Genomic DNA, 25,740 nt, shown 5'->3' with positions numbered 1-25,740 from the left:
GGTCCTCGTCACGCCCCCGTCAGCTTCGCGAACTTCTCTTCGTACGCCGTCTCTTCCTTCTGGGTGAGGGAGCGGAAGGCGTGGGACTTGGCCGCCATGGCGGCGTCGGGGATGATCAGCGGGTTGTTCGCCGCGTCCTCGTCGATCTTGGCCAGCTCCGCCCTCACACCGTCGACGGGGCACACGTAGTTGATGTACGCGGCGAGTTCCGCGGCGGGTTTCGGCTCGTAGTAGTAGTCGATCAGCCGTTCGGCGTTGGTCTTGTGGCGGGCCTTGTTCGGGATCAGCAGGTTGTCCGTCGAGGTCATGTAGCCACTGTCCGGGATGACGAAGTCGACGTCGGGGCTGTCCGCCTTGAGCTGGACGACGTCACCGGCCCAGGCGACGCAGGCGGCGAGGTCGCCCTTGGTGAGGTCGGAGGTGTAGTCGTTGCCGGTGAAGCGGCGGATCTGGCCCTTGTCGACGGCCTTCTGGAGACGGGCGATCGCGGCGTCGTAGTCGTCGTCGGAGAACGTCGCCGGGTCCTTGCCCATGTCGAGCAGGGTCATCCCGATGCTGTCGCGCATCTCGGAGAGGAAGCCTATGCGGCCCTTCAGCTTCGGGTTGTCGAGCAGGTCGGAGACCGACTTCACCTCCTCGCCGTCGAGGGCCTTGCGGTTGAAGGCGATGACGGTCGAGATGCCCTGCCAGGGGTAGGAGTGGGCCCGCCCCGGGTCCCAGTCGGGGCTGCGGAACTGCTGCGAGAGGTTCGTGAAGGCGTGCGGCAGGTTGGACTGGTCGAGCTTCTGGACCCACCCGAAGCGTATGAGCCGGGCCGCCAGCCAGTCGGTGACGCAGATGAGGTCGCGGCCGGTGGCCTGACCGGCGGCGAGCTGCGGCTTGATCTTGCCGAAGAACTCGACGTTGTCGTTGATGTCCTCGGTGTACTTGACCTTGATGCCGGTGCGCCGGGTGAACGCGTCCAGACTCGGGTGGCGCTTGCCGCTGTCGTCGACGTCCATGTACTCGGTCCAGTTGGAGAAGGCGATCTCCTTCTCCTTGGCCGAGCGGTCCTCGGACGAGACGCCCGCGGTGTTCTTAGCCGCGGGGATGCCGCAGGCGCTCAGCGTGCCGAGCGCGCCGACGGCGAGCGCGCCGCCCGTTCCGGCGCGCAGCAGCGAACGGCGGCTCAGTGCGGCCCTGCCGTTCCTGAGACTGCGCCGCATGGCGGCCACCTGGGCCGGGGACAGGCGGTCGGGCTCGTACTGCTCCATGCGCGTGATGCCCTTTCGGGAGGTGCCCTTTCGGGAGGGTGGCGAGGGCCGGCCGACGGTCGGGCGGCCGGGTCCCCGGTCTGACTAGCGGTCCCCGAAGATCGTGCGGTGCCAGTCCTTCCTGGCGACCGCCGTATTGTCGAACATGACGTGTTTGATCTGCGTGTACTCCTCGAACGAGTACGCCGACATGTCCTTGCCGAAGCCGGACGCCTTGATGCCGCCGTGCGGCATCTCACTGATGATCGGAATGTGGTCGTTGACCCATACGCACCCGGCCCTGATCTCCCGGGTGGCGCGGCCCGCCCGGTACACGTCGCGGCTCCAGGCGGAGGCGGCGAGCCCGTACGGGGTGTCGTTGGCGAGCCGGATGCCCTCGTCGTCGGTGTCGAACGGCAGGACGACGAGGACGGGGCCGAAGATCTCCGACTGGACGATCTCGCTGTCCTGGGCGGCGTCGGCGACGAGCGTCGGACGATAGTACGCGCCCTTCGCCAGCTCCCCCTGCGGCGCCTCGCCACCGGCGACCACGCGCGCGTACCCGCGGGCCCGGTCGACGAAGCCGGCGACCCGGTCGCGCTGGACGTGCGAGATCAGCGGCCCGAGGTCGGTGCCGGGCGCGAACGGGTCACCGAGCCGGACGGTCTCCATGAGGGCGGCCGTGCGCTCGACGAACGCCTCGTAGAGGGGACGCTGCACGTACGCGCGCGTGGCGGCCGTGCAGTCCTGCCCGGTGTTGATGAGGGCGCCCGCGACGGCGCCGTGCACGGCGGCTTCCAGGTCCGCGTCGTCGAAGACGACGAAGGGGGCCTTGCCGCCGAGTTCCAGGTGCAGCCGCTTGACGGTGGCCGTGGCGATCTCGGCGACCCGCTTGCCGACGGCGGTGGAGCCCGTGAAGGACGTCATGGCCACGTCGGGGTGGCCCACGAGGTGCTCGCCGGCCACCCTCCCGGTGCCGGTGACGATGTTGATCACACCGTCCGGGATTCCGGCGTCGGTGGCGGCCTGCGCGAACAGCAGCGAGGTGAGCGGGGTCAGCTCGGCGGGCTTCAGGACGATCGTGTTGCCCGCGGCGACCGCCGGGAGGATCTTCCAGGCGGCCATCTGGAGGGGGTAGTTCCAGGGCGCGATGGAGCCGACGACACCGATGGGCTCACGCCGTACGTAGGAGGTGTGGTCCCCGGAGTACTCACCGGCCGCCTGGCCCTGGAGATGCCGTGCCGCGCCCGCGAAGAAAGCGGTGTTGTCGATGGTGCCGGGGACGTCGAACTCACGGGTGAGCTTCAGCGGCTTCCCGCACTGGAGCGACTCCGCGCGGGCGAGTTCCTCGGCCCGGTCGGCGAGCACGCCGGCGAACCGGTGCAGCGCGTCCGACCGCTCGCCGGGCGTGGCTCCCGCCCAGCCGGAGAACGCCCGGCGGGCGGCGGCGACGGCCGCGTCCACGTCGTCGGTGCCGGCCAGCTCGTAGGTGATGACCTCGTCGCCGGTGGCGGGGTCCACGACCGCGTGCGTCTGACCCGACGTGCCCTTGGTGAAGCGGCCGGCGATGTACTGTGCGCCGGCCGTGAAGCGTTCCTGCGCGGGGAATCGGTCCGGGGTGGCGGTGCCCGGGTTCTGCATGTCGCTCTCCTCCGCCTTGTCCCCCTGTGTCCCAGGGGACGGGTGGCGTAGCTCCAGCTCGATTTGAGTGCCGATCCTGACAGAGGGATGGGGCATCAACAAGTGATTCCGTTGTTGCCATTTGGTTACGCGACGGAATCTGTCGACCAGGTGTCCAGTTGCAAGCGAAAATCGAGGACGGAGTGTCAGTGGCGGGTGCCACACTCGGCGGCATGCTGAAGATCGATTCTTGGGACGCGCTGATCAGCGAGGTCCAGGCGGGGGCGAGGGTCAGGTACCTGCATTTCTGGGGGCACCGTCCGCGGCCCGACGGCCGGGTGGGGCCGAGCTGTCTGAGCCAGTGGTGGCCGTCGCCGTTCACGGTGGACGGCGTGGAGTACGCGACGGCGGAGCACTGGATGATGGCGTCCAAGGCCCGGCTGTTCGGTGACGAGGAGGCGGAGCGCGAGGCCGTCGCGGCGTCGAGCCCGGCGACGGCCAAGAAGGTGGGGCGCCTCGTACGCGGCTTCGACGAGGCCCGGTGGGAGCGGGAGCGCTTCGGCATCGTCGTCGAGGGCAGCGTCCACAAGTTCGCCGCGCACGACGATCTGCGGGCCTACCTCCTGGGCACCCGGGGCCGCGTCCTCGTCGAGGCCAGCCCTCTCGACCGGGTCTGGGGCATCGGCCTGGCGGCGGACGACGAACGCGCGGCGGACCCCGCGCAGTGGCGGGGCCCGAACCTGCTGGGCTTCGCCCTGATGGAGGCGCGGGAGCGGCTGCTGCGGGGGCGGGCAGGGTAGCCGCTACCGGCGGGGCGCGGCGGGGGCGGCGAGAGGCGGCGGGGCGTTCTCGGCGGACAGGACCAGCGACAGGGAGGTGTCGTAGCCGTCGTCGAAGACGTCGGTGTCCGACTCGTCCGTGCCGTCCGGAGCGACGACGATCAGGACGAAGAAGCCGATGCCCATGAGGAAGCCGGCGATGCCGCAGATGATCCCGGCCAGCGCGTGCCCGGGGTTGGTCGCCTCGCCCCGGCTCGCCTTGGCGCGGCCGACGACGCCGAAGATCACCGCCATCACGCCCAGCAGGATCGCGAGCGGCCACATGAAGAACAACGTCGCCGCGCAGATCCCGAGCACCATCGAGGCGATGCCCGTCCCGTTGCTCGGCGGGGGCGGCAGGAGGGGCCAGCCGTAGCCGGGGGCATACGGGTGCCCTGCCGGGCCGGGGCCGCCCCCCGGGTACGGCGCGTAGCCGTAGCCGTACGGGAACTGCCCGGGTCCGTCGGGGCTGATCGGCGGGGGCGGTACGGGGGCGCCGTCCGTCGCGCCGGGCAGGGGCGACGGGTAGGCGTGGGCGGCCGGGTCCAGCGGGGCGAAGGGGGCGCCGGGGCCGGGCGTCGGTGTCGGCGTCGGCGGGTACGTCGGCAAGGGGAGGGCGGCGTGGGGCGCGGGCGCCGGGAAGTTCGTCGTCCCGGCCGGGGGCGGGGCGAAGGGGTGGGCCGGGGCGGGGCCCTGGGCGGCGGGGGGTGGAGTCGCCGCGGGGGGAGCGAAGGGGTGGGCTGCCTGCGGCACCGGCGCCGGTGAGGCGGTTCCGGCCGGGGGCGGGGCGAAGGGGTGGGCCGGGTGGGGCGCGGGCGCCGGGAACGCCGTCCCGCCCCCCGGTGCCGCGAAGGGCTCGCGCGCCCCGGACGCGGTGGCGAACGGCGGGGTCCACGCGGCAGGGGCAGCTGGCTCCTGCACGGCGGGGGCCGCGGGCATTGCGGAGTCCGTCGCTCCGGCAGCCGCGGCGGTAGCGGCAGGCTTGTCGAGCGACACCCGACCGGTGTCCGCCGCGTCGGCACGCTCGGGCTTGTCGAGCACGACCTTCGGCGTGGGAGTGGCGCCCAAGGGCTGTGGAGAGACATCGGCGGGCCCCGGAGAAGAGCTCACCGGCTGCGGTACGGGGTCCTCAGGGGCGGGCGGCGTCTCCACGGACGCGGCCTCTCCCTCCGCTCCCGCGGAGGTGGACGCGGCTCCCGCCCCGGCGGCACCCGCATCGGTCCCCGCCCCGGATATCGCGCCCTCCCCCGGCGCCTCCCAACCGCCCCGGTGTGGCGGCGGGGCGGCGGGATGGCCGGCTGTCGCCGGAGTGGTGGCCTCGTCGGACGGCATACGCGGGTCCCCCTCTGTTCCGTTCCGCGTCGTGACGTTGCGGCTCGTCGACCCCGTCGTACCGCTGATCCGGAGTGCCGTACCGGCCGGCCGGACGGCCACATGGCCGGGCGGCCACATGGCCGGGCGGCCCGACGCCCGGACAACCTGACGACCTGACGGTCGGATCTGCGGATGACGGCGCACCATCAGCCGTACGTTCGGTCATGCTAAAGCCCGGGGCCCCCGACGAGGATCTCGCCGCCTACGATGACCCCCGAGTCATCGATCAGCCGATCATCCGCGTCCCCCGGCGAAGACCACCGGTCCGGGCCGGACGCCGTTCCCGGGAGGAACCTTGACCGACCACCGCACCGCGCCCGCCGGCACCGCCGCCCGCGACCTGCACGCCTTCATCGCCGGCCTGCCCAAGGCCGAACTGCACGTGCACCACGTCGGCTCCGCCTCCCCCCGGATCGTCTCCGAACTCGCCGCCCGCCACCCCGACTCCCAGGTGCCGACCGACCCCGAGGCGCTCGCGGACTACTTCACGTTCACGGACTTCGCGCACTTCATCCAGGTGTACCTGTCCGTCGTGGACCTGATCCGCACCCCGGAGGACGTCCGGTTGCTGACGTTCGAGGTGGCCAGGGACCTGGCCCGGCAGCAGGTGCGGTACGCCGAGCTGACCATCACGCCGTACTCCTCGACGCGTCGCGGCATCGACGAGCGGGCGTTCATGGACGCGATCGAGGACGCCCGCAAGGCGGCCGAGGCCGAGTTCGGGACCGTACTGCGCTGGTGCTTCGACATCCCCGGCGAGGCGGGACTCGTGTCGGCCGACGAGACCATCCGGCTCGCCACCGACGACCGGCTGCGCCCGGAGGGCCTGGTGTCGTTCGGGCTCGGCGGGCCCGAGGTGGGCGTGCCGCGGCCGCAGTTCAAGCCGTACTTCGACCAGGCCATCGCGGCCGGGCTGCACTCCGTGCCGCACGCCGGCGAGACCACCGGGCCGGAGACGGTCTGGGACGCGATCAACGACCTGCGCGCGGAGCGCATCGGACACGGCACGAGTTCCGCCCGGGACCCGGAGCTGCTCGCGTACCTCGCCGAGCACCGGATCGCCCTGGAGGTCTGCCCCACGTCGAACATAGCGACGCGCGCGGTCCGCACTCTCGACGAGCACCCGATCAAGGAGTTCGTGGCGGCCGGGGTCCTGGTGACCGTCAACTCCGACGACCCGCCGATGTTCGGCACCGACCTCAACAGCGAGTACGCGGTCGCCGCCCGGCTGCTCGGCCTCGACGAGCAGGGGCTGGCCGCGCTCGCGAAGAACGCGGTGGAGGCGGCCTTCCTCGACGAGCCCGGCAAGGCCCGGCTGACCGCCGAGATCGACACCTACACCTCGGCCTGGCTCGCCCCCTGACCCGCACCGGAAACATCATGAACCCCCTGCGCACCGTGACCGCCGTCGCCCATCGCGGCGCCCCGTACCACCACCGCGAGAACACCCTGGACTCGCTGCGGGCGGGACTCGCGCTGGGCGCGGACGTCGTCGAGTTCGACGTACGGACGACCCGCGACGGCGTGCCGGTCCTGCTCCACGACGCCACGCTCAAGCGGCTGTGGGAGCTGGACCGGCCGCTCGCGGCGCTGTCCGCCGCCGAGGTGCGGGGGCTCACGGCGGACGGTGTGCCGACGCTGGCCGAGGCGCTGGCCGCCACCGGGGAGGGCAGGGTCATGATCGACCTGCCGGGTGCGGCGGACCCCCGGGCGCTGCGACAGGTCGTGGGCGTCGTACGGGAGTGCGGGGCACGGGAGCGGGTGTACTACAGCGCGGGGGCCGACACCATGCTCGCGCTGCGGGCCGCCGCCCCCGACGCGGAGATCGCCCTCACCTGGAAGACCCTGGCCCCGCCCCGCCCGGCCCTCCTCGACGCCGTGCGCCCCCGCTGGCTCAACTACCGCTTCGGCCTGGTGGACCGGGCCCTCGCGGACCGGGTCCACCGCGACGGCTACCTGCTGTCCGTGTGGACGCCGGACACCCGTCGCTCCATGCGGCGGCTGGCGGAGTTCGGGGTCGACTCCATCACTACGAACCGCGTCGACACCCTGTGCGCGCTGCGGAACGGGACCTGACGGCCGCGCGCCCGGGGCGCGCCGCCGTCACAGCCGTCACAGCCGTCACAGCAGTCACAGCCGTCACAGCTCGGACCGCTGGGCCACCGTCGCCGTGCCCTGTTCACTCGGTTCACCCGGCTGCCTGCCGTACCTGGTCGGCCGTTCCCGTGGCAGGGGACCCCTGAGGCGGAGAGCACACGGGCCGTGCGGGGCGCTCCCTCCGCGCGGGGAGACAGGCGTCGGCGTGGAGACGGGACGTGGGGGCCGCCGATGACAGTTCTCCGGGCCCGCGACGCGGCGCGGCCCCCTCAGGCCGTGGCCGCCACCGGCGTCGCGGCCGGCGACAGCGCCTCCAGCCGCTTGATCCGTTTCCACACCACGTACAGCGGGATCACGCCGAACACCCCGAACGACATGTCGATCAGCGACCACCAGAAGGAGATGCCCCGGACGGGCCCGCAGATCAGGGCCAGCGGGATGATGCCCGCGCAGGCGATCATCCCGACCTCGACGACCCAGATGTTGCGCACCGGGTCGCGGTAGGGCCCGTAGAAGGCGACCGCGATCACGAGGTGCGCGAAGGCCAGCCAGTCGGTGCCGTACAGCAGGAACGGGTACTCGGCGTCGGCCTCGTCCAGTCCGGCACGCACCCGCCCGATCCACTCCATGAGCCCCGGCAGGTGGTCCCCGACGGACAGCGACCGCATCAACTCCTCGGTCCAGCGCAGCTCGTGGACGAGCGGGAAGGCCGTGGCGCCGCTCAGCACCAGGCAGACGACGAAGAAGACCAGCCACGCACGGATGCCCTTCAGCAGGGCGGCTCTGTCGCTCATGTCAGGAGCGTACGCCCATACTTGAACACGTTCAAAAGTGCCCCCCGGTCATGCGCGGAGCCTCGGCCCGCCGCCGTCGGCGTCCCGCACGGCATCCCGCTCGGCGCGCCGCGCACTTCCGGACGCCATAAGGCGATTCTTCCCGCTTTTCGCGACCCGCCCGCCGTCCGACGGATTACGGGGAAAGGCAGGAGAATGCGACGGGCAATTCGTGGCGACCGTGTGCGCGGCTCTTGAAGAAGGCTTGCGGCCCTTTCCCGACTGCCGTAGTTACGTGAATCATGAACCTGTTCAACCGCGCTGCGTCCCTGCGCCGCCCGGCTCCCCCCACTGCCCGACAACTCCCCCACGAATCAACGGCGTTCGCCGCAACCGGCATGCTGGATCCCGCCCTGGCGGGGCTGACCGGAGAATGGATCATCGACCGGGCGCACAGCCGTATCGGTTTCTCCGTCCGCCACGCCCTGGTGACGACCGTGCGCGGAGCTTTCACGCAGTACGAGAGCCGGCTCTATTTCGACGGCCGTGATCCGTCCCGCTCGCAGGCCGAGATCCTGCTGTCCACCGCGTCCGTCGACACGGGCGTGGAACAACGCGACGCCCATCTGGTCGGCCGGGACTTCCTCGACGCCGCGACCTACCCCCGGATGCGCTTCGCCAGTACGGCGGTGCAGCTCGTCGGCAACGATGTCTACCGCATGACCGGCGACCTCACGATCAAGAACGTCACCCGCCCCGTCGACCTCGAACTCACCTACATCGGCCATGTCGTCGACCCGTTCGGATACGAGCGGGTCGGCTTCGACGGCACGACCACCATCAACCGCTCCGAGTGGGGCCTGACCTACAACCAGCGGCTCGCCGAGGGCGGCGCCATGGTCAGCGAGAAGGTCCGCCTGCAGTTCGACCTCGCCGCGATCCGCCAGTTCCCCGGCGCCTGACGAGGACGGGCACCTGAGGAGCGCACGACGGGGGACCGCCCGGGGCCACGCGCCCCGGGCGGTCCGGCGGCGAGGGCGCGCCGGGCGGTCGCCGCGCCCCAGGACGTCCGCGTCGCCGCCCCCGTCCCGTCAGCCCGCGGCGGCCTCCCGCGCGATCCGCTCGAACTGGGCGCCCATGGCCTCGGAGAGCGCCTGGGCAGCCGAGAGCGGCCGCACCATCACCGTCAACTCGTCGATCCTGCCGTGCTCGTCGACGTGCAGGAAGTCGCAGCCCTGCAGCTGCCTGCCGGCGACGGTGGCGGTGAACACCAGGGCGTGGTCACGGCCGTCCGGGTTGGCGATCTCACGGACGTAGGCGAAGTCCTCGAAGACCCGTGAGACGGCCCGCAGGATCGCGGCGGTGATCGGCTTGCCCGCGTACGGCTTGAAGGCGACGGGGCTGGTGAAGACCACGTCGTCGGCCAGCAGGGCGACGACGGCGTCCATGTCGCCGCTCTCGACAGCCTTCCGGAAGGGATGCACGAGCCCACCTCGTTCATATTGAACAAATTGACTAGGGTAGAGGCAGGCTAGAGGGCGGCTTCCCCCTTGTCCACAGGCGAGGAGCGGTGATCGGTCACCTCGTTGACCAGTCGCTCGCGCTGCTAGCGTGGACGCCATGGCGCTGCGGAACGCGGTGATGGCCGCGCTGTTGGAGGGCGAGGCGTCCGGATACGACCTCGCGAAGGCGTTCGACGCGTCCGTCGCCAACTTCTGGATGTCGACCCCTCAGCAGCTCTACCGGGAACTGGAGCGCATGGAGGCCGAAGGGCTGGTCGCGGCGCGTGTCATCGAGCAGCGCCGCCGCCCGAACAAGCGGCTGTTCTCCCTGACGGACGCCGGGCGCGCGGCCGTGCACGCCTACACCGTCGAGCCTCTCGGCAAACCGTCCGCGATCCGGGACGAGTTGATGGTCAAGGTGCAGTGCGTGGACGCGGGCGACATCGAGGCCGTACGCAAGGCCGTCACCGAGCGCATGGAGTGGGCCACGGCCAAGCTGGCCCGCTACGAGCGGCTCCGCCGGCGCCTGCTCGACGGGCGCTCGGAGGAGGCGTACTTCGCCGAGGCCGAACGCGTCGGCCCCTACCTCACCCTGCTGCGCGGCATGTCCTTCGAGCGGGAGAACCTCCAGTGGGGCGACATGGCGCTCCGCCGCCTCGACCAGCGCGCGGCCGCGCTCCACGCCGAGGACTGACCCCGGGCCCGCTCCGGTACCCGCCGAGGACCGTCCCCACGCCCCGCCCCGGTCCGCGCAGAGGGCTGCCCCCCTGGCCGCCGCGACCCATACCGGGGACCGAGCACACAGCCCGCCGCGCGCCGCGTCGGCGCTCAGCCGAGTGCGTGGTCAGGGAGTCGCCGCGAGGACCGGCAGCAGGTCGGGGCGCTTGGGCCCGCGGCCGTCGCCGGAGGACTGCCCGCGCAGCCGGCGGACGAGCCAGGGGCCCAGGAAGCCCCCGGCCCAGCGCAGTTCGGCGCCCACGGCCCGCAGGCCCGAGGCCCGCGCCGCGTCGGCGGGCAGGGGCAGCGTCCAGCGGTCGTCGCTGCCGGGCAGGCCGAGCGCGTACGCCGCGGCGTCCGCGATGCGGTCGTGGCCGAGGGGCCCCGCGTGCAGCCGGTCGGCGCTCCACAGCCTCGGGTCGGTCGCCACCGGGTGCGCGGCCGTCTCCGCCACCACCACACCGTGCCGTGCGGCGGCCTCGCGGATGCGCTCGTTGAGCGCGAGGACCCGAGGAACGAGCGGGCGGGCCATCGGCGAGATCCGGCCGACGTCGGGGAACATGAGCGTCACGACGGTGGCGCCCTGCGCGGTGAGCGCGGCGAACATCGCCTCCAGGTGACCGGCCACCTCGCCCAGGTCGCAACTCGGGCGGAGCACGTCGTTGACGCCGGCCACCACGGTGGCGAGGTCGGGCCGCAGCGCGAGCGCCGGGGCGAGCTGCTCGGCACGCACCTCGCCCGCCTTGCGTCCGCGCACGGCGAGGTTCGCGTACAGCAAGCCCGGACTGTGCCGGGCGACCCGCTCGGCCAGCCGGTCAGCCCACCCCCGCAGCCCGGTCACGTCGTCGCCGTCCCCGACCCCCTCGGTCTGGCTGTCCCCCAGGGCGACGTACCGCTGATACCCACCGTTCGACACCGGCCGAACGCCTCCTCGACACCGCCGCCCCGAAGGACGGACCCACCACCTATAAGCAACTGCCCACCTAGGTGCATTGTTGAGTATCAAGGTAGCGCCGCACGCGAAGCCCCCACAACACCGGCCCCGACGACAGACGACACCCGCCCCGCCGGCACGGCCCCTCACAACCCCACGATCCCGTTCCACCGCTTCGCGAACGCGGGCCGCTCCTGCGGGGTGATGTCGCGGGCGATCGCGAGGCGGGACCGCATGGTGTCGTCGGGGAAGATCAACGGGTCGTCGGCGAGCGCGGCGGTCTCCTCGTCCGGGGCGGAGGCGAGGACGTCGCGGGCGGCGGGGACGGGGCAGACGTAGGTGACCCAGGCGGCCAGTTCGGCGGCGACCTCGGGATCGTAGTAGTGGTCGACGAGGCGTTCCGCGTTGGTCTTGTGCCGGGCCAGGTCGGGGATCATCAGGGACTCGGACCACAGCTCGGCGCCCTCCTCGGGGACGACGAACGCGATGTCCGGGTCGTCGGCCCGGAGTTGGATCACATCGCCGGAGTAGGCCTGGCAGGCGAGGACGTCCCCGGACGCGAGGTCCTTGATGTAGTCGTTGCCGGTGAAGCGGCGGATGTGGCCGGAGCGGACGCGGGCCTCCACCTGGTCGCAGATCCGGTGGAAGTCGTCGGCGGTCCAGCGCGTGACGTCGACGCCGTTGCCCTGCATCAGCAGCGCGAACGCCTCGTCCAGCCCGGAGAGCAGGGTGACGCGCCCCTTGAGGTCGTCCGCCCACAGGTCGGACAGGCGGCGCAGCTCGCGGCCCACCTTCCGCCGGTTGTAGGCGATCCCGGTGATCCCGGACTGCCACGGCACGGTGAACGCGCGTCCCGGATCGAAGGCGGGGGACCGCAGTTGCGGATCGAGATGCGCGGTGACGTTGGGCTGCGCCGCCCGGTCCATCTCCTGCACCCAGCCCAGCCGTACGAACCGGGCGCACATCCAGTCGCTGAGCACGATCAGATCGCGCCCGGTGTCCTGGTGGTTCATCAGCGCCGGGCCCACCTTGCCGAGGAACTCGTCGTTGTCGTTGATCTCCTCGACGTAGTCGACCGTGATGCCGGTGCGCCTCTCGAAGGCGTCCAGGGTCGGCCGCCGTGACGCGTCCGCGTCGTCCGTGTCGATGTACAGCGGCCAGTTCGCCCAGCTGACCCGTTTCTCCCGCGCCGACCGGTCCACCGCGGCCCGTTCCCCGGGCGCGACATACGCGGCGGGCACCCCGCAGCCGGCGAGAGCACCGGCCAACGCCCCGGAGCCGAGGGCGCGCAGAACTGAACGACGGGACGGGGGGCTGCCGTTGCCCCGTGCTGCGAACATCACCGCAGCATGCCGCGCCCGCGGCGCGCCGGGCAACGACACCGCCCCCGCCCCCCCGACGGGTCACAGTCCCGCCGGGGACGCGGGGGCGTCGTCACCCTGCTCGCGTCACCGCGCGTGCGTCAGTCCAGGGACGTCATGACGTGCTTGATCCGCGTGTAGTCGTCGAACCCGTAGCCCGAGAGGTCCTTGCCGTAGCCGGACTTCTTGAACCCGCCGTGCGGCATCTCCGCGACCAGCGGGATGTGGGTGTTGATCCACACGCATCCGAAGTCCAGCGCCTTGGACATCCGCATCGCCCGGCCGTGGTCCTTGGTCCACACCGACGAGGCGAGGGCGTACTCCACGCCGTTCGCCCACTCGACGGCCTGGGCCTCGTCGGTGAACGACTGCACCGTGATGACCGGCCCGAAGACCTCCTTCTGGATGATCTCGTCGTCCTGCTTCAGCCCGGAGACGACGGTCGGCGCGAAGAAGTAGCCCTTGTCGCCGACCTGTTTGCCGCCGGCCTCCACGCGCGCGTGCGCCGGCAGCCGCTCGATGAACCCGGAGACCTGCTTGAGCTGGTTGGGGTTGTTCAGCGGACCGAACAGCACGTCCTCGTCGTCCGGCTGCCCGGTCTTGGTGTCGGCGGCGGCCTTGGCCAGCGCCGTCACGAACTCGTCGTGGATCGACTCCTGCACCAGCACCCGGGTGGCCGCCGTGCAGTCCTGCCCGGCGTTGAAGAAGCCGGCCACGGAGATGTCCTCGACGGCCTTGGCGATGTCGGTGTCCTCGAAGACGACGACCGGCGCCTTGCCGCCCAGCTCCAGGTGGACCCGCTTGAGGTCCTTCGACGCGGACTCGGCGACCTGCATGCCCGCCCGTACGGAACCGGTGATGGACGCCATCGCGGGCACCGGGTGCTCGACCATCAGGCGGCCCGTGTCACGGTCACCGGTGATGACGTTGAAGACGCCCTTCGGGAGGATCGCTCCCATGATCTCGGCCATCAGGACCGTCGACGCCGGCGTGGTGTCGGACGGCTTCAGGACGACCGTGTTGCCCGCGGCGATCGCCGGGGCGAACTTCCACACGGCCATCATCATCGGGTAGTTCCAGGGCGCGACCTGGGCGCAGACGCCGACCGGCTCACGGCGGACGATCGAGGTCATGCCCTCCATGTACTCGCCGGCCGAGCGGCCCTCCAGCATCCGGGCCGCACCCGCGAAGAAGCGGATCTGGTCGACCATCGGCGGGATCTCCTCGGACCGGGTCAGCCCGATCGGCTTGCCGGTGTTCTCCACCTCGGCCGCGATGAGCTCCTCGGCCCGCTCCTCGAACGCGTCCGCGATCTTGAGCAGGGCCTTCTGGCGCTCGGCGGGAGTGGTGTCACGCCAGCCGGGGAACGCGGCCGCGGCGGCCGCCATGGCCGCGTCGACGTCGGCCTCGCCGGACAGGGGCGCGGTCGCGTAGGCCTCGCCGGTCGCGGGGTTGACCACCTCGGTGGTCCGTCCGTCGACCGCGTCGCGGAACTCCCCGTCGATGTAGTTACGCAGACGACGCAGCTCGGTGCTCACTGCCGTGCCCTCCAGATGTGGGTTACAGATGGGGGTGTCCATCCTTTGAGACACCACCCTAATCCGGCGCCCGACGTTTTCAACACCCCCGACACCAGACTTGCTGCGAAATCCGCAAGCTACAGAGCTGTAAACAACGAATTTCATCGATCCGACCTTGCGGAACTGTCGATGTCTCGTGCACAGTGACCCCGTGGCCAGTCGAAGCGCAGAGCACAGAGACTCCCGCGAGCCCCGAAAGGACTCCAAGGAGCCCCGGAACGGCACTCCCCAGTTGGACGCCGTCTCCCTCGCCATCGTCCAGCAGTTGCAGGAGGACGGCCGCCGGCCGTACGCCGCGATCGGCAAGGCCGTCGGCCTGTCCGAGGCGGCCGTGCGCCAGCGCGTGCAGAAGCTGCTGGACCAGGGCGTGATGCAGATCGTCGCCGTCACCGACCCGCTCACCGTCGGTTTCCGGCGCCAGGCGATGCTCGGCATCAACGTCGACGGCGATCTCGACCCGGTCGCGGACGCGCTGACGGCCATGTCGGAAGTCGAGTACATCGTGATCACCGCGGGCTCGTTCGACCTGATGGTGGAAGTCGTCTGCGAGGACGACGACCACCTCCTCGAAGTGATCAACAAACGCATCCGGACCCTGCCCGGCGTGCGCTCCACCGAGAGCTTCGTCTATCTCAAGCTCAAGAAGCAGACCTACATGTGGGGAACCCGATAACCGTGAGGACGCGATAACCGTGAGCCCCAAGGACCTCAGCAAGACCGCGTACGACCACCTGTGGATGCACTTCACCCGCATGTCGTCGTACGAGAACTCCCCGGTCCCCACCATCGTCCGGGGCGAGGGCACGTACATCTACGACGACAAGGGCAAGCGGTACCTCGACGGTCTCGCCGGTCTCTTCGTGGTCCAGGCGGGCCACGGCCGCACCGAGCTGGCGGAGACCGCGCTCAAGCAGGCGCAGGAACTGGCCTTCTTCCCCGTCTGGTCCTACGCCCACCCGAAGGCCGTCGAGCTGGCCGAACGCCTCGCCCACCACGCGCCCGGCGACCTGAACAAGGTCTTCTTCACCACCGGCGGCGGCGAGGCGGTCGAGACCGCCTGGAAGCTCGCCAAGCAGTACTTCAAGCTCGTCGGCAAGCCGACCAAGTACAAGGTCATCTCCCGCGCGGTCGCCTACCACGGCACCCCGCAGGGCGCCCTGTCCATCACCGGCCTGCCCGCCCTGAAGGCCCCCTTCGAGCCGCTGGTCCCCGGCGCGCACAAGGTCCCGAACACCAACATCTACCGCGCGCCGCTGTTCGGCGACGACCCCGAGGCCTTCGGCCGCTGGGCCGCCGACCAGATCGAGCAGCAGATCCTCTTCGAGGGCCCCGAGACCGTCGCGGCCGTCTTCCTGGAGCCGGTGCAGAACGCCGGCGGCTGCTTCCCTCCGCCGCCCGGCTACTTCCAGCGGGTCCGCGAGATCTGCGACCAGTACGACGTGCTGCTCGTCTCCGACGAGGTGATCTGCGCCTTCGGCCGCCTCGGCACGACGTTCGCCTGCGACAAGTTCGGCTACGTCCCGGACATGATCACCTGCGCCAAGGGCATGACCTCGGGCTACTCCCCGATCGGCGCCTGCGTGATCTCCGACCGCATAGCCGAACCCTTCTACAAGGGCGACAACACCTTCCTGCACGGCTACACCTTCGGCGGCCACCCGGTCTCCGCGGCGGTCGGCCTCGCCAATCTCGACCTGTTCGAGCGCGAGGGCCTCAACCAGCACGTCCTCGACAACGAGGGGGCGTTCCGCTCGACGCTGGAGAAGCTCCACGACCTGCCGATCGTCGGCGACGTCCGCGGCAACGGCTACTTCTACGGAATCGAGCTGGTCAAGGACAAGACGACGAAGGAGTCCTTCGACGACGACGAGACCGAGCGGATCCTCTACGGCTTCCTGTCCAAGAAGCTGTTCGAGAACGGTCTGTACTGCCGAGCCGACGACCGCGGCGACCCGGTCATCCAGCTCGCCCCGCCGCTGATCTCCGACCAGTCGACCTTCGACGAGATCGAGCAGATCCTGCGCGCCACGCTGACGGAGGCCTGGACCCTGCTGTAAACCGCCCTCCGGCGCCGCGAACGGCCCGGGATGCCCCCGTACGAGTGAGATGGGGGCGTCCCGGGCCGCGTGACGTCCGGCCCCGCCACCCCTCGTGCCTAGCGTGCCTGGTAACCGATCAGCCCTGCTTTCGTTCCCCCGGACGGGGGACTCCCCACGGCAATCCCTGATCCGAACCGAGGTGTACGCCCATGGTGGCCCCGCCGGACAACGACGTGCTCTGGGCACGTGGTCTGACCCACGCGCACGACGGCTCGCCCGCGCTGCAAGGCGTGTCGATGGGCGTGCGGGAGGGCGAGATCCTCGCCGTGACCGGTCCGCGCGGCAGCGGCAAGACCACCCTCCTGCGCTGTCTGTCCGGGCAACTGCGGCCCCAGCAGGGCGAGGTGTGGTTCAACAGCATCCCCGTGCACACCATGGGGGCGGTCTCGCGCGAGCGGCTGCGCCGGGACCGCTTCGGCTGGATCGACCCGGAACCCACGCTCGTCCCCGAGCTGAACGTCTGGGAGAACACCGCCCTCCCGCTGATGCTGCGCGGCACGGGCCGCCGGGCCGCCAAGGCCGCCGCCCTGGAGTGGCTGGAGCGCCTCGACATCCGCGACACCGCCCGCAAACGGCCGCACACCCTGCTGCAGTCCGAGCGCCAGCGGGTGGTCGTCGCCCGCGCCCTGGTCGCCGCGCCCACCGTGCTCTTCGCCGACGAGCCGACCGCCCCGCTGCACCGCGCCGAGCGCTCCCACGTCCTGCGCACGCTCACCACGGCCGCCCGCTCCCACGCGATCACGGTCGTCCTCGCCACCCACGAGGCGGAGACCGCCGCCCTCGCCGACCGCACGGTGACCCTGCTCGACGGCCGATGCGTGAGGACGCTCCACCTCCCGTCCGCCGCCGACGGCGAGACCCGGCCAGCCGCGCGCGGGGACGCCGAGTCCGCCGCGCACGAGGAGGGCCGGACCCCAGGGCGGGAGGAGGGCCGCACCGCCGCGCGCGGGGACGCCCGGCACACCGCCGAGGGCGAGCGCCTCGCCCCCACCGTGGGCAAGGCCCGGCACGCCGCCGGGGACGGCGGCCGGCCCGCCACCGAGGCCGATCAGCCGACAGCCGCCCGCTCCGGCCCGGCGGCCGGTGCCCGAACCGACCGGCCGACCACCGCCGCGGCCCCCGAGGGCGACGGACGGACGGCCGCCGCACGGGACGGGGACCCCGGCAAAGGGGGCCGCGCGTCCGCCGCCGAGGGAGGAGGCCGGGCCGCGTGCTCGCTCTCCGTCTAGCCCGCCGCGCCCACCCCGTCGTCCAACTCCGCAGGCTGCTCGTCGCCGCGGCCTCCGGCGGCACGGGGTTCCTGCTGCTGTGCGCCCTCGGGTACGCCCTGTCCCACCCGCACGCCTCCTCCGGCTCCCTCCTCCGGCTGCTCTGGTGCCTGGCCCCCGCCGCCGCAACGGTCCACTTCGCGGTGACGGTCGCCCGCACCGACCCCGGCACCCGGCCGCGCCCCGGCCTGTCCGCCATCGGCCTCGGCCCGGTCCGCCTCATGGCCGTCTCCGCCATGACGACGGCCCTGTCCACCACCCTGGGCTCCCTGCTCGCCCTGCTCGTCTTCCTCCACCTGCGCGGCGACCTCACCGGCATGCCCTTCGACGGTGCCGCCGCCGACGTCCTGGCCGCCGACCGCCCCCTGCCGCTGCCGGCCGCCCTCACCCTCCTCGCCCTGGTACCGGTCGCGGCGTCCGTGACGACGGCCCTGGTCCTGCGCCCCCGCGGCCCCCGGGCCAGGGCCGCGGGCCCCAGGACGCGCTTCATGGCGTACGACACCTTCGACATCGGCCGCCCGGTGCGGGAACCGGCGGGCGCGACCAGGTTCGAGGAGGAGCAGGAGCCCGACGAGGGGACCTCCGCGACCGCCGGACCCGACCAGCCGCAGGCCGACCAGCCTGAGGCCCCGCGCCCCGCGCCCGGCGGCCTCCCCTGGGGCGTCGCCGTGCTCGCCGTCGGCCTCGCCGTCGAGACCTACGCCGGGCAGTCCGACACCGGCTCCCTCCTCGCCCTCCCCGGAGGCTTCGCCGACAGCCCCGCCGGAGTGCTCGGCGGCTGGCTGCTGACCGCGCTGGGGCTGGCCCTCACCGGCCCCGGGCTCACCCACCTCACCGGGCGGCTGCTCCAGTCCGTACGGCCGGGGGCGCTCAGACTGCTGTCGGGACGGGTGCTGCAGGCGGAGGCCCGGCGGATCGGGCGGCCACTCGGGGTGGTGTGCGCGGTGGCCTCCGGGGCGTACGCCATGGCGACGCTGTCCTCCGGCGCGCGTCCCACGATCGGTCCGCTGACCCTGCTGGGCGTGCTCGTCGTGGCCGGCTGCACCGTCCTCACCCTCGCCACGGCCGCCGTCGAGGCCCGCCGGGCGCACGCCGACACCACGGCCGCGCTGCTGCGGATGGGGGCGCCCGCCGCCCTGCCCCGCCAGGCGGCCCTGCTCCGCGCGGGCGCCCTGCTCGCCGTCTTCGGCCCGCTGACCTGGACGGTCGCGGAGCTGGCGGCACTCCCGCTGACCTCCTGAAGCAGCGGCCGTCCGCGGCCACGAGGGGGTCGGAGAACCCGTACGAAGAAACTCCGCGACCGGCGATGAGTTTCGCGGACGGCCCCGGTCTACCCCCTCGAACCGACCGAGAACCACGACGGACCGCGACCCACGACGGACCGACCGACGCTACGGGAGAGACCCCCATGTACCAGCAGATGATCTTCGTGAACCTGCCCGTGAACGACCTCGACGCCTCCAAGAAGTTCTTCACGGAGCTGGGTTACTCGATCAACCCGCAGTTCAGCGACGAGAACGCCGCCTCCGTCGTGATCAGCGACACCATCGTGGCGATGCTGCTCACGAAGCCGTTCTACGCGACCTTCACCAAGAAGGAGATCGCGGACGCGACCCGGACCAGCGAGGTGCTGCTGTGTCTGAGCGCCGAGAGCCGCGAGAAGGTGGACGAACTGGTGGAGAAGGCGGTCGCCGCCGGCGGCACGGCCTCCGAGAAGGTCCAGGACATGGACTTCATGTACGGCCGCGCCTTCGACGACCTCGACGGCCACACCTGGGAGGTCGTGTGGATGAACCCCGACGTCATCCAGGGCTGAACCCGACGTCGTCCAGGACTGAGCCCCGAGGTGTGCGAAGGCCGAGTCCCGGCGGTACGGCCGCACCCAGTGCCGCGACGGGCAACGTTTGCCCCGTCGCGACGCCCGGCACGCACTCTCGCCGCACCGGGCACAAGCCCGAGTACATCCAGGTACGAGGACGTGCGCCCGGCACGCCGAGAGCACGCGCAGGACGCCGCTCCTCGACGGGCGAACGTTGCCTGCCGCGGCACTAGCATGGGCGGGTGCAGACGATGCCCGCCCATGCGGCCCACCACGACGACCGCGAGATCGAGTCGATCGAGGAGTTCGACGCAACCGTCTCGGCGCGTGGCACCCTCGCCGGATACCGCGTCCAGGCCGTCGACCTGACGGACCGTACGCGCGAACTGCTCGCCACCGACACGGCGGGCGCCGTCTTCCTCGGCTGCCCGATGCGCGAGAACGCCGCGGCGAAGGTCCGCGCCGACGGCGCACTGGTCTTCCCGCCCGTACCGGATCTGCCGTTCGACCCCTACCGGGGCCTGCTCTACTCCCCCGACGAACTGTTCGCGTCCCTGGCGGACGGCGGTTACGAGGCGACGCCGGACGCCCGCTCGTACGCCTGGTTCCAGCGGACCAGGGCCGACCGGGACATCTTCGCCTCCACGCTGCGCGCCGTCCACGACGACTCCGTCTCCGACGCGCTCGACGAACTCCTCGTGGGCGCACGGGTGGTGGGGGTGATGGGCGGTCACGCGATGGCCCGCGGCACCGAGGCGTACGACGACGCGGCCCGCCTCGGCCGTAGCCTCGCCCGCTCCGGACTCACGGTCGCCACCGGCGGCGGCCCGGGCGCGATGGAGGCCGCCAACCTCGGTGCCTACGCCGCCCCGCACGACGGCGAGATGCTCACCGAAGCGCTGCGACTGCTGGCGAAGGCACCGACGTTCACGCCGTCGATCACCGCATGGGCGAGCGCCGCCTTCGAGGTGCGCACCCGCTGGCCCGAGGGCGGCACCTCCGTGGGCATCCCCACCTGGTTCTACGGCCACGAGCCGCCGAACCCGTTCGCCTCCCACATAGCCAAGTACTTCGCCAACGCCACCCGCGAGGACGGCCTCCTCGCCCGCTGCGACCACGGCGTCGTCTTCCTGCCCGGCGCCGCCGGCACCGTCCAGGAGATCTTCGACAACGCCACCCCCAACTACTACGAGTCCCGCGGCGAACCGACCCCCATGGTCCTGGTCGACCGCGTCCACTGGACGGAGCGGCTGCCCACCTGGCCCCTGCTCCGCTCCCTGGCCCGTGACCGCTCCATGGAGTCCCGGATCGCGCTGGTCGACCGGATCGAGGACGCCCCCGAGGCGCTGGAGCGACTGCGCGGATGAGGCCGGACGGCGCGGCCGACCGGGAGTGGACGCGTGGGCTGTTCATCACTGGGCAAAGCCAACGGCTCGGACACTTCTTCGGATTGACAGTACTTATGCCGCGCTTATAAACCTGTGAGGCACATGGGGAAGCCGCCGCGCCGGCGGCGCCTCCGTCACCCCCACCCCCCTGTGCTTCCCGTGAAGGGCAAACGTGTCCACATCTCCCCGATTCGCGCGAGCAGCGCGTCGTCTCGGTGTCGCCTCCGCCTCCGCCGCGCTCGTGGTCGGCCTCGCGGGCAATGCCATGGCCTGCAGCATCAAGGACTTCTCCGCCGTGGCGGAGTGCGACGGCGGCCAGGGCGTCATCCGCGTGACCGACGTGGACCCGCTGGGCGTCCCGGCCGAGGTCACCGTCTACCTGGAGCTCAACGGGGCCGACCTGCGCAAGGTCGGCACCCAGGTCATCGAGGGCTCCACCGCCAAGGGTGTGACCATCACCTTCGACGAGGACTGGAAGCCGAAGGCCGAGTACCGCATCCACATCACGGCGGACAAGTACGTCGACGAGGACCTGCCGATCCTGGTCGCGCCCGACACGTCGTGCGGGAAGTCGGACGACACCCCGTCCGCCTCCTCCGGGAAGCCCGAGAAGCCAGGAAAGCCCGAGAAGCCGGGGAAGTCGGGGAAGTCGGGGAAGTCGGTCGAGCAGGAGCCCGCCGAGAAGGAACCGGCCGAGGAAGGGAAGGTCCCCGCGTCGTCCGCCTCGGAGAGCGACACACCGGCAGGTACGAACGGCACCGACAACCTGCCCTCCCCCGAGGGTGACTCCCACCTCGCGGAGACCGGCGCCGACTCCACCACCGGCCCCATAGCCGGTGTCGCGGCGGTCCTGGTCGCCCTCGGCGTGAGTGCGGTGCTCTACAGCATGCGGCGCCGCGGGTCCTCCCTGCGCTGACCGTCGCCGTACGGCCGTGCGACCCTGCGCTGACCGTCGCCGTACGGCCGTGCGACCCTGCGCTGACCGTCGCCGTACGGCCGTGCGGCCCGTGCTCCGGCGGTCGTGACGGGCCCGGCGGGCACGGGTACACGGGGCAGGGGAGCACGGGTACGCGTCATCGTGGTGGGGGTGCTGGGCGCTGTGCCGCCGGATCACCCCCCAGCACGAGGATCTCGGCGGCGTCGAAGGCCACGCCCACCCGGTCGCCGGGGTCCGGGGCGTCCCGCAGCGCGCACGCCGCCTCCAGCCGTGGCGCGCCCTCGGGTTGGAGGTGCACGGCGACATGGGTACCCCGGAAGGTGCGCGCGGCCACGGTGCAGGGCAGCCCGTCGGCGGCGTCGACCAGTCGTACCCCGGCGGGCCGCACCAGCAGCGCGCCCGGCCCCTGCGGCGAGCCCTCGGGGACCGGGACCTTGCCCCAGGGGGTGTCGGCGGCCTGGCCGGTCACCGTCGCGTCGACCACGTTGTCGAAGCCGAGGAAGCGGGCCACGAACTCGTCCGCCGGACGCTGCCACACCTCCAGGGGCGTGCCGGACTGGGCGATCCGTCCGTCGCGCATCACCACGACCCGGTCGGCCAGCGCGAACGCCTCCCCCTGGTCGTGCGTGACCGCCAGCACGGTCGTACCCAACTCGTTGAACAGTTGCCGGAGTTCGACGACGAGTCGTTCCCGCAGTGAGCGGTCCAGCTGGCCGAGGGGTTCGTCGAGCATGAGCAGCCGGGGGCGTGGCGCGAGGGCCCGCGCCAGGGCGACCCGCTGCTGCTCACCGCCGGACAGCTCCCCGACCCGGCGGCGCGCGGCGCCGGGCAGCCCGACCAGCTCCAGCAACTCCCTCACCCGGGCGGCGCGTTCGTCCTTACCCGCGCCGTGCATCCGGGGCCCGAAGGCGACGTTGCCCGCGACGTCCCGCTGGGGGAACAGCTGGTGGTCCTGGAACATCAGGCCGACCCCGCGCCTGTGCGCCGGGACACCCGACTGGTCGCGCCCGTCGAGCGACACCCGTCCGGCGTCGAGGGGCTGGAGCCCGGCGACCGCCCGCAGCAGGGTCGACTTCCCGCTGCCGCTCGGCCCCAGCACGCATACGATCTCGTGCTCGGCGACGCCCAGTCGGACGTCGTCGAGCACGGGCCGCCCGTCGAAGCGCACGGTCGCGCCCTCGATCCTCAGCAACATCACAGCTCCCCCGTGCGATCGGTGCGCAGGCGCTCCAGCACCAGCAGGGCCACCGCGCACACCACCATCAGAATCGTCGAAAGGGCCATGGCCTGCCCGTAGTTGAGGTCGCCCGGCCTGCCGAGCAGCCGGGCCACGGCCACCGGCAGGGTCGGGTTGTCGGCGCGCGCGATGAACACGGTCGCCCCGAACTCACCGAGCGAGACGGCGAAGGCGAACCCGGCCGCGACCAGCAGCGCCCGCCGGACGAGCGGCAGGTCGACCTCGCGCCAGACCCGCCACGGCGACGCCCCGAGGACGGCCGCCGCCTCCCGCAGCCGTTGGTCCACCGCCCGCAGCACGGGCAGCATGGTCCGTACGACGAAGGGGACGCCGACCAGGGCCTGGGCGAGGGGCACCAGGATCCACGAACTGCGCAGGTCGAGCGGCGGTTCGTCGAGCGCGATCAGGAAACCGAATCCGACGGTCACGGCGGAGACCCCGAGCGGCAGCATGAGCAGCGCGTCGAAGCCCCGGACGAGACGGTCCGTGACGGGGGTCGCACCGTTGCCGCGGGGGCGGGTGCGCACGGTGAGGGCGGCCGCCGCGAGCCCGCCCACGAGGACGGCGATGGCGGTCGCGGCGCAGGCGTAGGCGAGTGAGTTGCCGATCGCCTCGATCGGGGCCACCAGGAAGATCCCGCTGTCGTCGCGGGTGAGCGCCTCGTAGTAGCCGAGTCCCGGTGCGTCGAACGACCGCTGGACCAGGACGCCCAGCGGCAGCAGGATCAGCGCGAGCACCGTGGCGAGGACGCCGGCCAGCAGCGCCCACTGCCCGGCGCCTCGCGGTCGCCGTGCCGTGAGCGAGGCGTCGACCAGCCGCAGCGCGGTCTCCCGCCGCCGCACGGTCCAGGCGTGCACGGCGAGGATCATCCCGACCGCGACGAACTGCACGAGCGTCAGGACGGCGGCCGTCGCGAGGTCGAAGATCTCCGAGGTCTGCCGGTAGATCTCCACTTCGAGCGTGGAGAAGGTCGGCCCGCCGAGGATCTGCACCACCCCGAACGAGGTGAAGGTGAACAGGAAGACCATCAGGGCGGCGGCGGCCACGGCGGGACCGAGCGCCGGCAGGGTGACCTTCCGCCAGGCGCCCAGCGGGGACGCCCCGAGCATCCGCGCGGCCTCCTCCTGCCGCGGGTCGAGCTGTGCCCACAGCCCGCCGACGGTCCGGACGACGACCGCATAGTTGAAGAACACGTGTGCGAGCAGGATCGCCCACACGGTGGTGTCCAGCCGTACGCCCCACAGTTCGTCGAGCAGTCCGCCGCGCCCGACCAGCGCCAGGAAGGCGGTGCCGACGACCACGGTCGGCAGCACGAACGGCACGGTGACGACCGCCCGCAGGACGTCCTTGCCCCGGAAGTCGAAGCGTGCGAACACATATGCGCCGGGGAGGGCGATCAGCAGGGTGAGCGCGGTCGAGACGAGCGCCTGCCAGGTGGTGAACCACAGCACGTGCCGGATCCCGGAGTCCCCCAGCACCTCGGCGATCCGCCCGAACTGCCAGCCCGCGCCGCGCCCGTCGGTCCTGAGCCCCCGGACGACGATCGCGGCGACCGGGTAGGCGAAGAACACCCCGAAGAACGCGACGGGCAGGGCCATCAGCCCCAGCCGCGCCGCGCCGCCCCGGCGCGGTCCCCGCCGGGGCTCGGCCCCCGCCGCCCCGGGGGGCTCCTCGGCTACTTCAGTACGAGCGAGGTCCATGACTTGACCCACTCGTCACGCTTCTCGGCGATCTTCGCCGGCGCCATGGTCTCCGGGTCCTTCGCGGCCGGTCCGTATTCGGCGAACTCGGCGGGGACGGACGCGCCGTCGACCACCGGGTACACGAACATGTTCAGCGGCATGTCCTCCTGGAACCTCTTGGAGATCAGGAAGTCGATGAGGGCCTTGCCACCCTCGGCGTTGCGCGCGTTGCTCAGCAGCCCGGCGAACTCGATCTGCCGGAAGCAGGTGCCGGTGGCGACGCCGGTGGGCGCGGTCTTCGGGCGCGGCTCGGCGTAGACGACCTCGGCGGGCGGCGAGGAGGCGTAGGACACGACGAGCGGGCGGTCGCCGCCGGCCTTCCTGCCGTCGGTGGAGCCGGAGAACTCCTGGTAGTAGGCCTGCTCCCAGCCGTCGACGACCTTGACGCCGTTGGCCTTGAGCTTCTTCCAGTAGCCCTCCCAGCCCTCGTCGCCGTACTTCGCGGCCGTGCCGAGCACGAAGCCGAGGCCGGGCGAGGAGGTGGAGGCGTTCTCGGTGACGAGGAGGTCCTTGTACTCGGGCTTGACCAGATCGTCGAAGGTCCGCGGCGGCTCGATCTTCTTCTCGCTGAAGTACGCCTTGTCGTAGTTGACGCAGATGTCACCGGAGTCGATGGGCGTGACCCGGTGCTTCTCCTTGTCGAGCTGGTACGCGGCGCCGACCTTGTCGAGGCCCTTCGCCTCGTACGGCTGGAAGAGGCCGTTGTCGAGCGCGCGGGACAGCAGGGTGTTGTCGACGCCGAAGAAGACGTCGCCCTGCGGGTTGTCCTTGGTCAGGATCGCCTGGTTGACGGCCTGGCCGGCGTCGCCGCTCTTGAGGACCTTGACGTTGTAGCCGGATTCCTTCTCGAACGCCTTCAGCACGTCCTTGGAGTAGCTGAAGGAGCCGTGGCTGACGAGGGTGACGGTCCTGGAGCCGCCCGACCCGGTGTCATCGGACGACGACGAACCGCACGCGGACAGCGTGACGAGGCCGAGGCCGACGGCCGCGGCGACGAACGTTCTGATGTGCACTGATGTCCTCCTGGGGGTGGCCAGGAAGAGACGCGGCCCTGCCCGGGACCCTCGGCGGGTTCCCGGGCAGGGCGCAACAGCTCGAGTGAAGACCGAACTTCCTACCCAGAATGACCTGGGCGAGGTTCAGAGGGTCTGCGGCCTGGATGCCGCACTCTCAGCGCTGTGGCGCTCCCCTGTCGGAATATGAAGATGTGTACGAAGGTCACACTACCCCGTGGCCGGAATC

General features: G+C 71.8%; 22 protein-coding genes and 1 pseudogene. 12 read left to right on the top strand and 11 right to left on the bottom strand.

What is annotated here, in order from left to right; translation table 11 throughout:
* Positions 1 to 8 precede the first annotated feature (8 nt).
* Positions 9 to 1,253 carry an ABC transporter substrate-binding protein gene (locus tag GSY65_RS27085; RefSeq protein WP_159773529.1) on the bottom strand — a complete coding sequence of 415 codons (1,245 nt, stop codon included), beginning with the start codon at positions 1,251 to 1,253 and terminating at the stop codon, positions 9 to 11.
* A gap of 84 nt (positions 1,254 to 1,337) precedes the next feature.
* Complete coding sequence (locus tag GSY65_RS27080) at positions 1,338 to 2,873, bottom strand: gamma-aminobutyraldehyde dehydrogenase (RefSeq protein WP_159773527.1); 1,536 nt, start codon at positions 2,871 to 2,873, stop codon at positions 1,338 to 1,340.
* Positions 2,874 to 3,085: 212 nt separating this feature from the next.
* Here GSY65_RS27080 and GSY65_RS27075 point away from each other — a divergent pair, with 212 nt between their 5' ends.
* Positions 3,086 to 3,652 (top strand): NADAR family protein, encoded by a 567-nt coding sequence (locus tag GSY65_RS27075; protein WP_201452683.1) that lies wholly within the window; start codon positions 3,086 to 3,088, stop codon positions 3,650 to 3,652.
* Positions 3,653 to 3,655: 3 nt separating this feature from the next.
* Here the strand turns inward: GSY65_RS27075 and GSY65_RS34070 are convergent, their stop codons facing one another.
* A complete protein-coding gene (locus GSY65_RS34070; protein WP_236580075.1) occupies positions 3,656 to 4,738 on the bottom strand; it encodes a DUF4190 domain-containing protein in 1,083 nt (360 codons plus the stop codon).
* A gap of 601 nt (positions 4,739 to 5,339) precedes the next feature.
* On the opposite strand from GSY65_RS34070, the gene GSY65_RS27065 reads away from it, so the two are divergent.
* Positions 5,340 to 6,407, top strand: a complete 1,068-nt coding sequence (locus GSY65_RS27065; RefSeq protein ID WP_159773523.1) for an adenosine deaminase — start codon at positions 5,340 to 5,342, stop codon at positions 6,405 to 6,407.
* Positions 6,408 to 6,433: 26 nt separating this feature from the next.
* A complete protein-coding gene (locus GSY65_RS27060) occupies positions 6,434 to 7,120 on the top strand; it encodes a glycerophosphodiester phosphodiesterase (RefSeq protein ID WP_201452839.1) in 687 nt (228 codons plus the stop codon).
* Positions 7,121 to 7,410: 290 nt separating this feature from the next.
* On the opposite strand, the gene GSY65_RS27055 is transcribed toward GSY65_RS27060, so the two are convergent.
* Positions 7,411 to 7,935, bottom strand: coding sequence for a hypothetical protein (locus GSY65_RS27055; RefSeq protein WP_159773519.1), 525 nt, complete (start codon positions 7,933 to 7,935; stop codon positions 7,411 to 7,413).
* Positions 7,936 to 8,216: 281 nt separating this feature from the next.
* Between GSY65_RS27055 and GSY65_RS27050 the strand changes: the two genes are divergently transcribed.
* Entirely contained in the window at positions 8,217 to 8,876 is a 660-nt protein-coding gene (locus tag GSY65_RS27050; RefSeq protein ID WP_159773517.1) for a YceI family protein, read from the top strand.
* 129 nt (positions 8,877 to 9,005) lie between these two features.
* Here GSY65_RS27050 and GSY65_RS27045 read toward each other — a convergent pair whose 3' ends face one another.
* Positions 9,006 to 9,398, bottom strand: coding sequence for a nuclear transport factor 2 family protein (locus tag GSY65_RS27045; protein WP_159773515.1), 393 nt, complete (start codon positions 9,396 to 9,398; stop codon positions 9,006 to 9,008).
* A gap of 136 nt (positions 9,399 to 9,534) precedes the next feature.
* Between GSY65_RS27045 and GSY65_RS27040 the strand changes: the two genes are divergently transcribed.
* Positions 9,535 to 10,110: a PadR family transcriptional regulator gene (locus GSY65_RS27040; protein WP_159773513.1), complete on the top strand. Its 576-nt coding sequence runs from the start codon at positions 9,535 to 9,537 to the stop codon at positions 10,108 to 10,110.
* A gap of 150 nt (positions 10,111 to 10,260) precedes the next feature.
* Here GSY65_RS27040 and GSY65_RS27035 read toward each other — a convergent pair whose 3' ends face one another.
* The 3 genes from GSY65_RS27035 to GSY65_RS27025 all read right to left on the bottom strand — a co-directional run bounded on the left by GSY65_RS27035 (position 10,261) and on the right by GSY65_RS27025 (position 13,966).
* Positions 10,261 to 11,049 carry an SGNH/GDSL hydrolase family protein gene (locus tag GSY65_RS27035; protein WP_159773511.1) on the bottom strand — a complete coding sequence of 263 codons (789 nt, stop codon included), beginning with the start codon at positions 11,047 to 11,049 and terminating at the stop codon, positions 10,261 to 10,263.
* 164 nt (positions 11,050 to 11,213) lie between these two features.
* Complete coding sequence (locus GSY65_RS27030) at positions 11,214 to 12,407, bottom strand: polyamine ABC transporter substrate-binding protein (RefSeq protein ID WP_159773509.1); 1,194 nt, start codon at positions 12,405 to 12,407, stop codon at positions 11,214 to 11,216.
* A gap of 122 nt (positions 12,408 to 12,529) precedes the next feature.
* Complete coding sequence (locus tag GSY65_RS27025; protein WP_159773507.1) at positions 12,530 to 13,966, bottom strand: gamma-aminobutyraldehyde dehydrogenase; 1,437 nt, start codon at positions 13,964 to 13,966, stop codon at positions 12,530 to 12,532.
* 178 nt (positions 13,967 to 14,144) lie between these two features.
* Between GSY65_RS27025 and GSY65_RS27020 the strand changes: the two genes are divergently transcribed.
* From GSY65_RS27020 to GSY65_RS26990, 7 genes and pseudogenes are all read left to right on the top strand, one after another.
* Positions 14,145 to 14,681 (top strand): Lrp/AsnC family transcriptional regulator, encoded by a 537-nt coding sequence (locus GSY65_RS27020; protein ID WP_201452682.1) that lies wholly within the window; start codon positions 14,145 to 14,147, stop codon positions 14,679 to 14,681.
* A 19-nt stretch (positions 14,682 to 14,700) separates the two neighbouring features.
* Entirely contained in the window at positions 14,701 to 16,065 is a 1,365-nt protein-coding gene (locus tag GSY65_RS27015) for an aspartate aminotransferase family protein (protein ID WP_159773503.1), read from the top strand.
* A 191-nt stretch (positions 16,066 to 16,256) separates the two neighbouring features.
* Positions 16,257 to 16,976 (top strand): annotated as a pseudogene (locus GSY65_RS27010) (ABC transporter ATP-binding protein); the annotation flags it as partial.
* A 341-nt stretch (positions 16,977 to 17,317) separates the two neighbouring features.
* A complete protein-coding gene (locus GSY65_RS27005; protein WP_159773501.1) occupies positions 17,318 to 18,616 on the top strand; it encodes a hypothetical protein in 1,299 nt (432 codons plus the stop codon).
* 167 nt (positions 18,617 to 18,783) lie between these two features.
* The gene (locus tag GSY65_RS27000) at positions 18,784 to 19,191 is read left to right on the top strand and encodes a VOC family protein (RefSeq protein WP_159773499.1); all 408 of its coding nucleotides are present in this window, start codon (positions 18,784 to 18,786) and stop codon (positions 19,189 to 19,191) included.
* Between the two features lie 245 nt (positions 19,192 to 19,436).
* Complete coding sequence (locus GSY65_RS26995) at positions 19,437 to 20,561, top strand: LOG family protein (RefSeq protein ID WP_159773497.1); 1,125 nt, start codon at positions 19,437 to 19,439, stop codon at positions 20,559 to 20,561.
* 193 nt (positions 20,562 to 20,754) lie between these two features.
* On the top strand, positions 20,755 to 21,498 hold the full coding sequence (locus tag GSY65_RS26990) for an LAETG motif-containing sortase-dependent surface protein (RefSeq protein WP_159773495.1): 744 nt from the start codon (positions 20,755 to 20,757) through the stop codon (positions 21,496 to 21,498).
* A 157-nt stretch (positions 21,499 to 21,655) separates the two neighbouring features.
* Here the strand turns inward: GSY65_RS26990 and GSY65_RS26985 are convergent, their stop codons facing one another.
* The 3 genes from GSY65_RS26985 to GSY65_RS26975 are packed head-to-tail and all read right to left on the bottom strand — an operon-like array spanning position 21,656 to position 25,511.
* Positions 21,656 to 22,714, bottom strand: coding sequence for an ABC transporter ATP-binding protein (locus tag GSY65_RS26985; RefSeq protein WP_159773493.1), 1,059 nt, complete (start codon positions 22,712 to 22,714; stop codon positions 21,656 to 21,658).
* Positions 22,714 to 24,456 (bottom strand): ABC transporter permease, encoded by a 1,743-nt coding sequence (locus GSY65_RS26980; RefSeq protein ID WP_443043254.1) that lies wholly within the window; start codon positions 24,454 to 24,456, stop codon positions 22,714 to 22,716. The genes GSY65_RS26985 and GSY65_RS26980 overlap by 1 nt, the downstream gene beginning before the upstream one ends.
* Positions 24,432 to 25,511 carry a thiamine ABC transporter substrate-binding protein gene (locus GSY65_RS26975; protein WP_159773489.1) on the bottom strand — a complete coding sequence of 360 codons (1,080 nt, stop codon included), beginning with the start codon at positions 25,509 to 25,511 and terminating at the stop codon, positions 24,432 to 24,434. Before GSY65_RS26975 ends, GSY65_RS26980 begins: the two co-directional genes overlap by 25 nt.
* Positions 25,512 to 25,740 lie beyond the last annotated feature (229 nt).

The organism is Streptomyces sp. HM190 (assembly GCF_009857135.1).
In the GTDB taxonomy this organism is placed as follows: Bacteria; Actinomycetota; Actinomycetes; order Streptomycetales; family Streptomycetaceae; genus Streptomyces; species Streptomyces heilongjiangensis.
The sequence above is the reverse complement of the archived record's forward strand: the minus strand, read 5'-3'. Positions and strand labels throughout refer to the sequence as shown.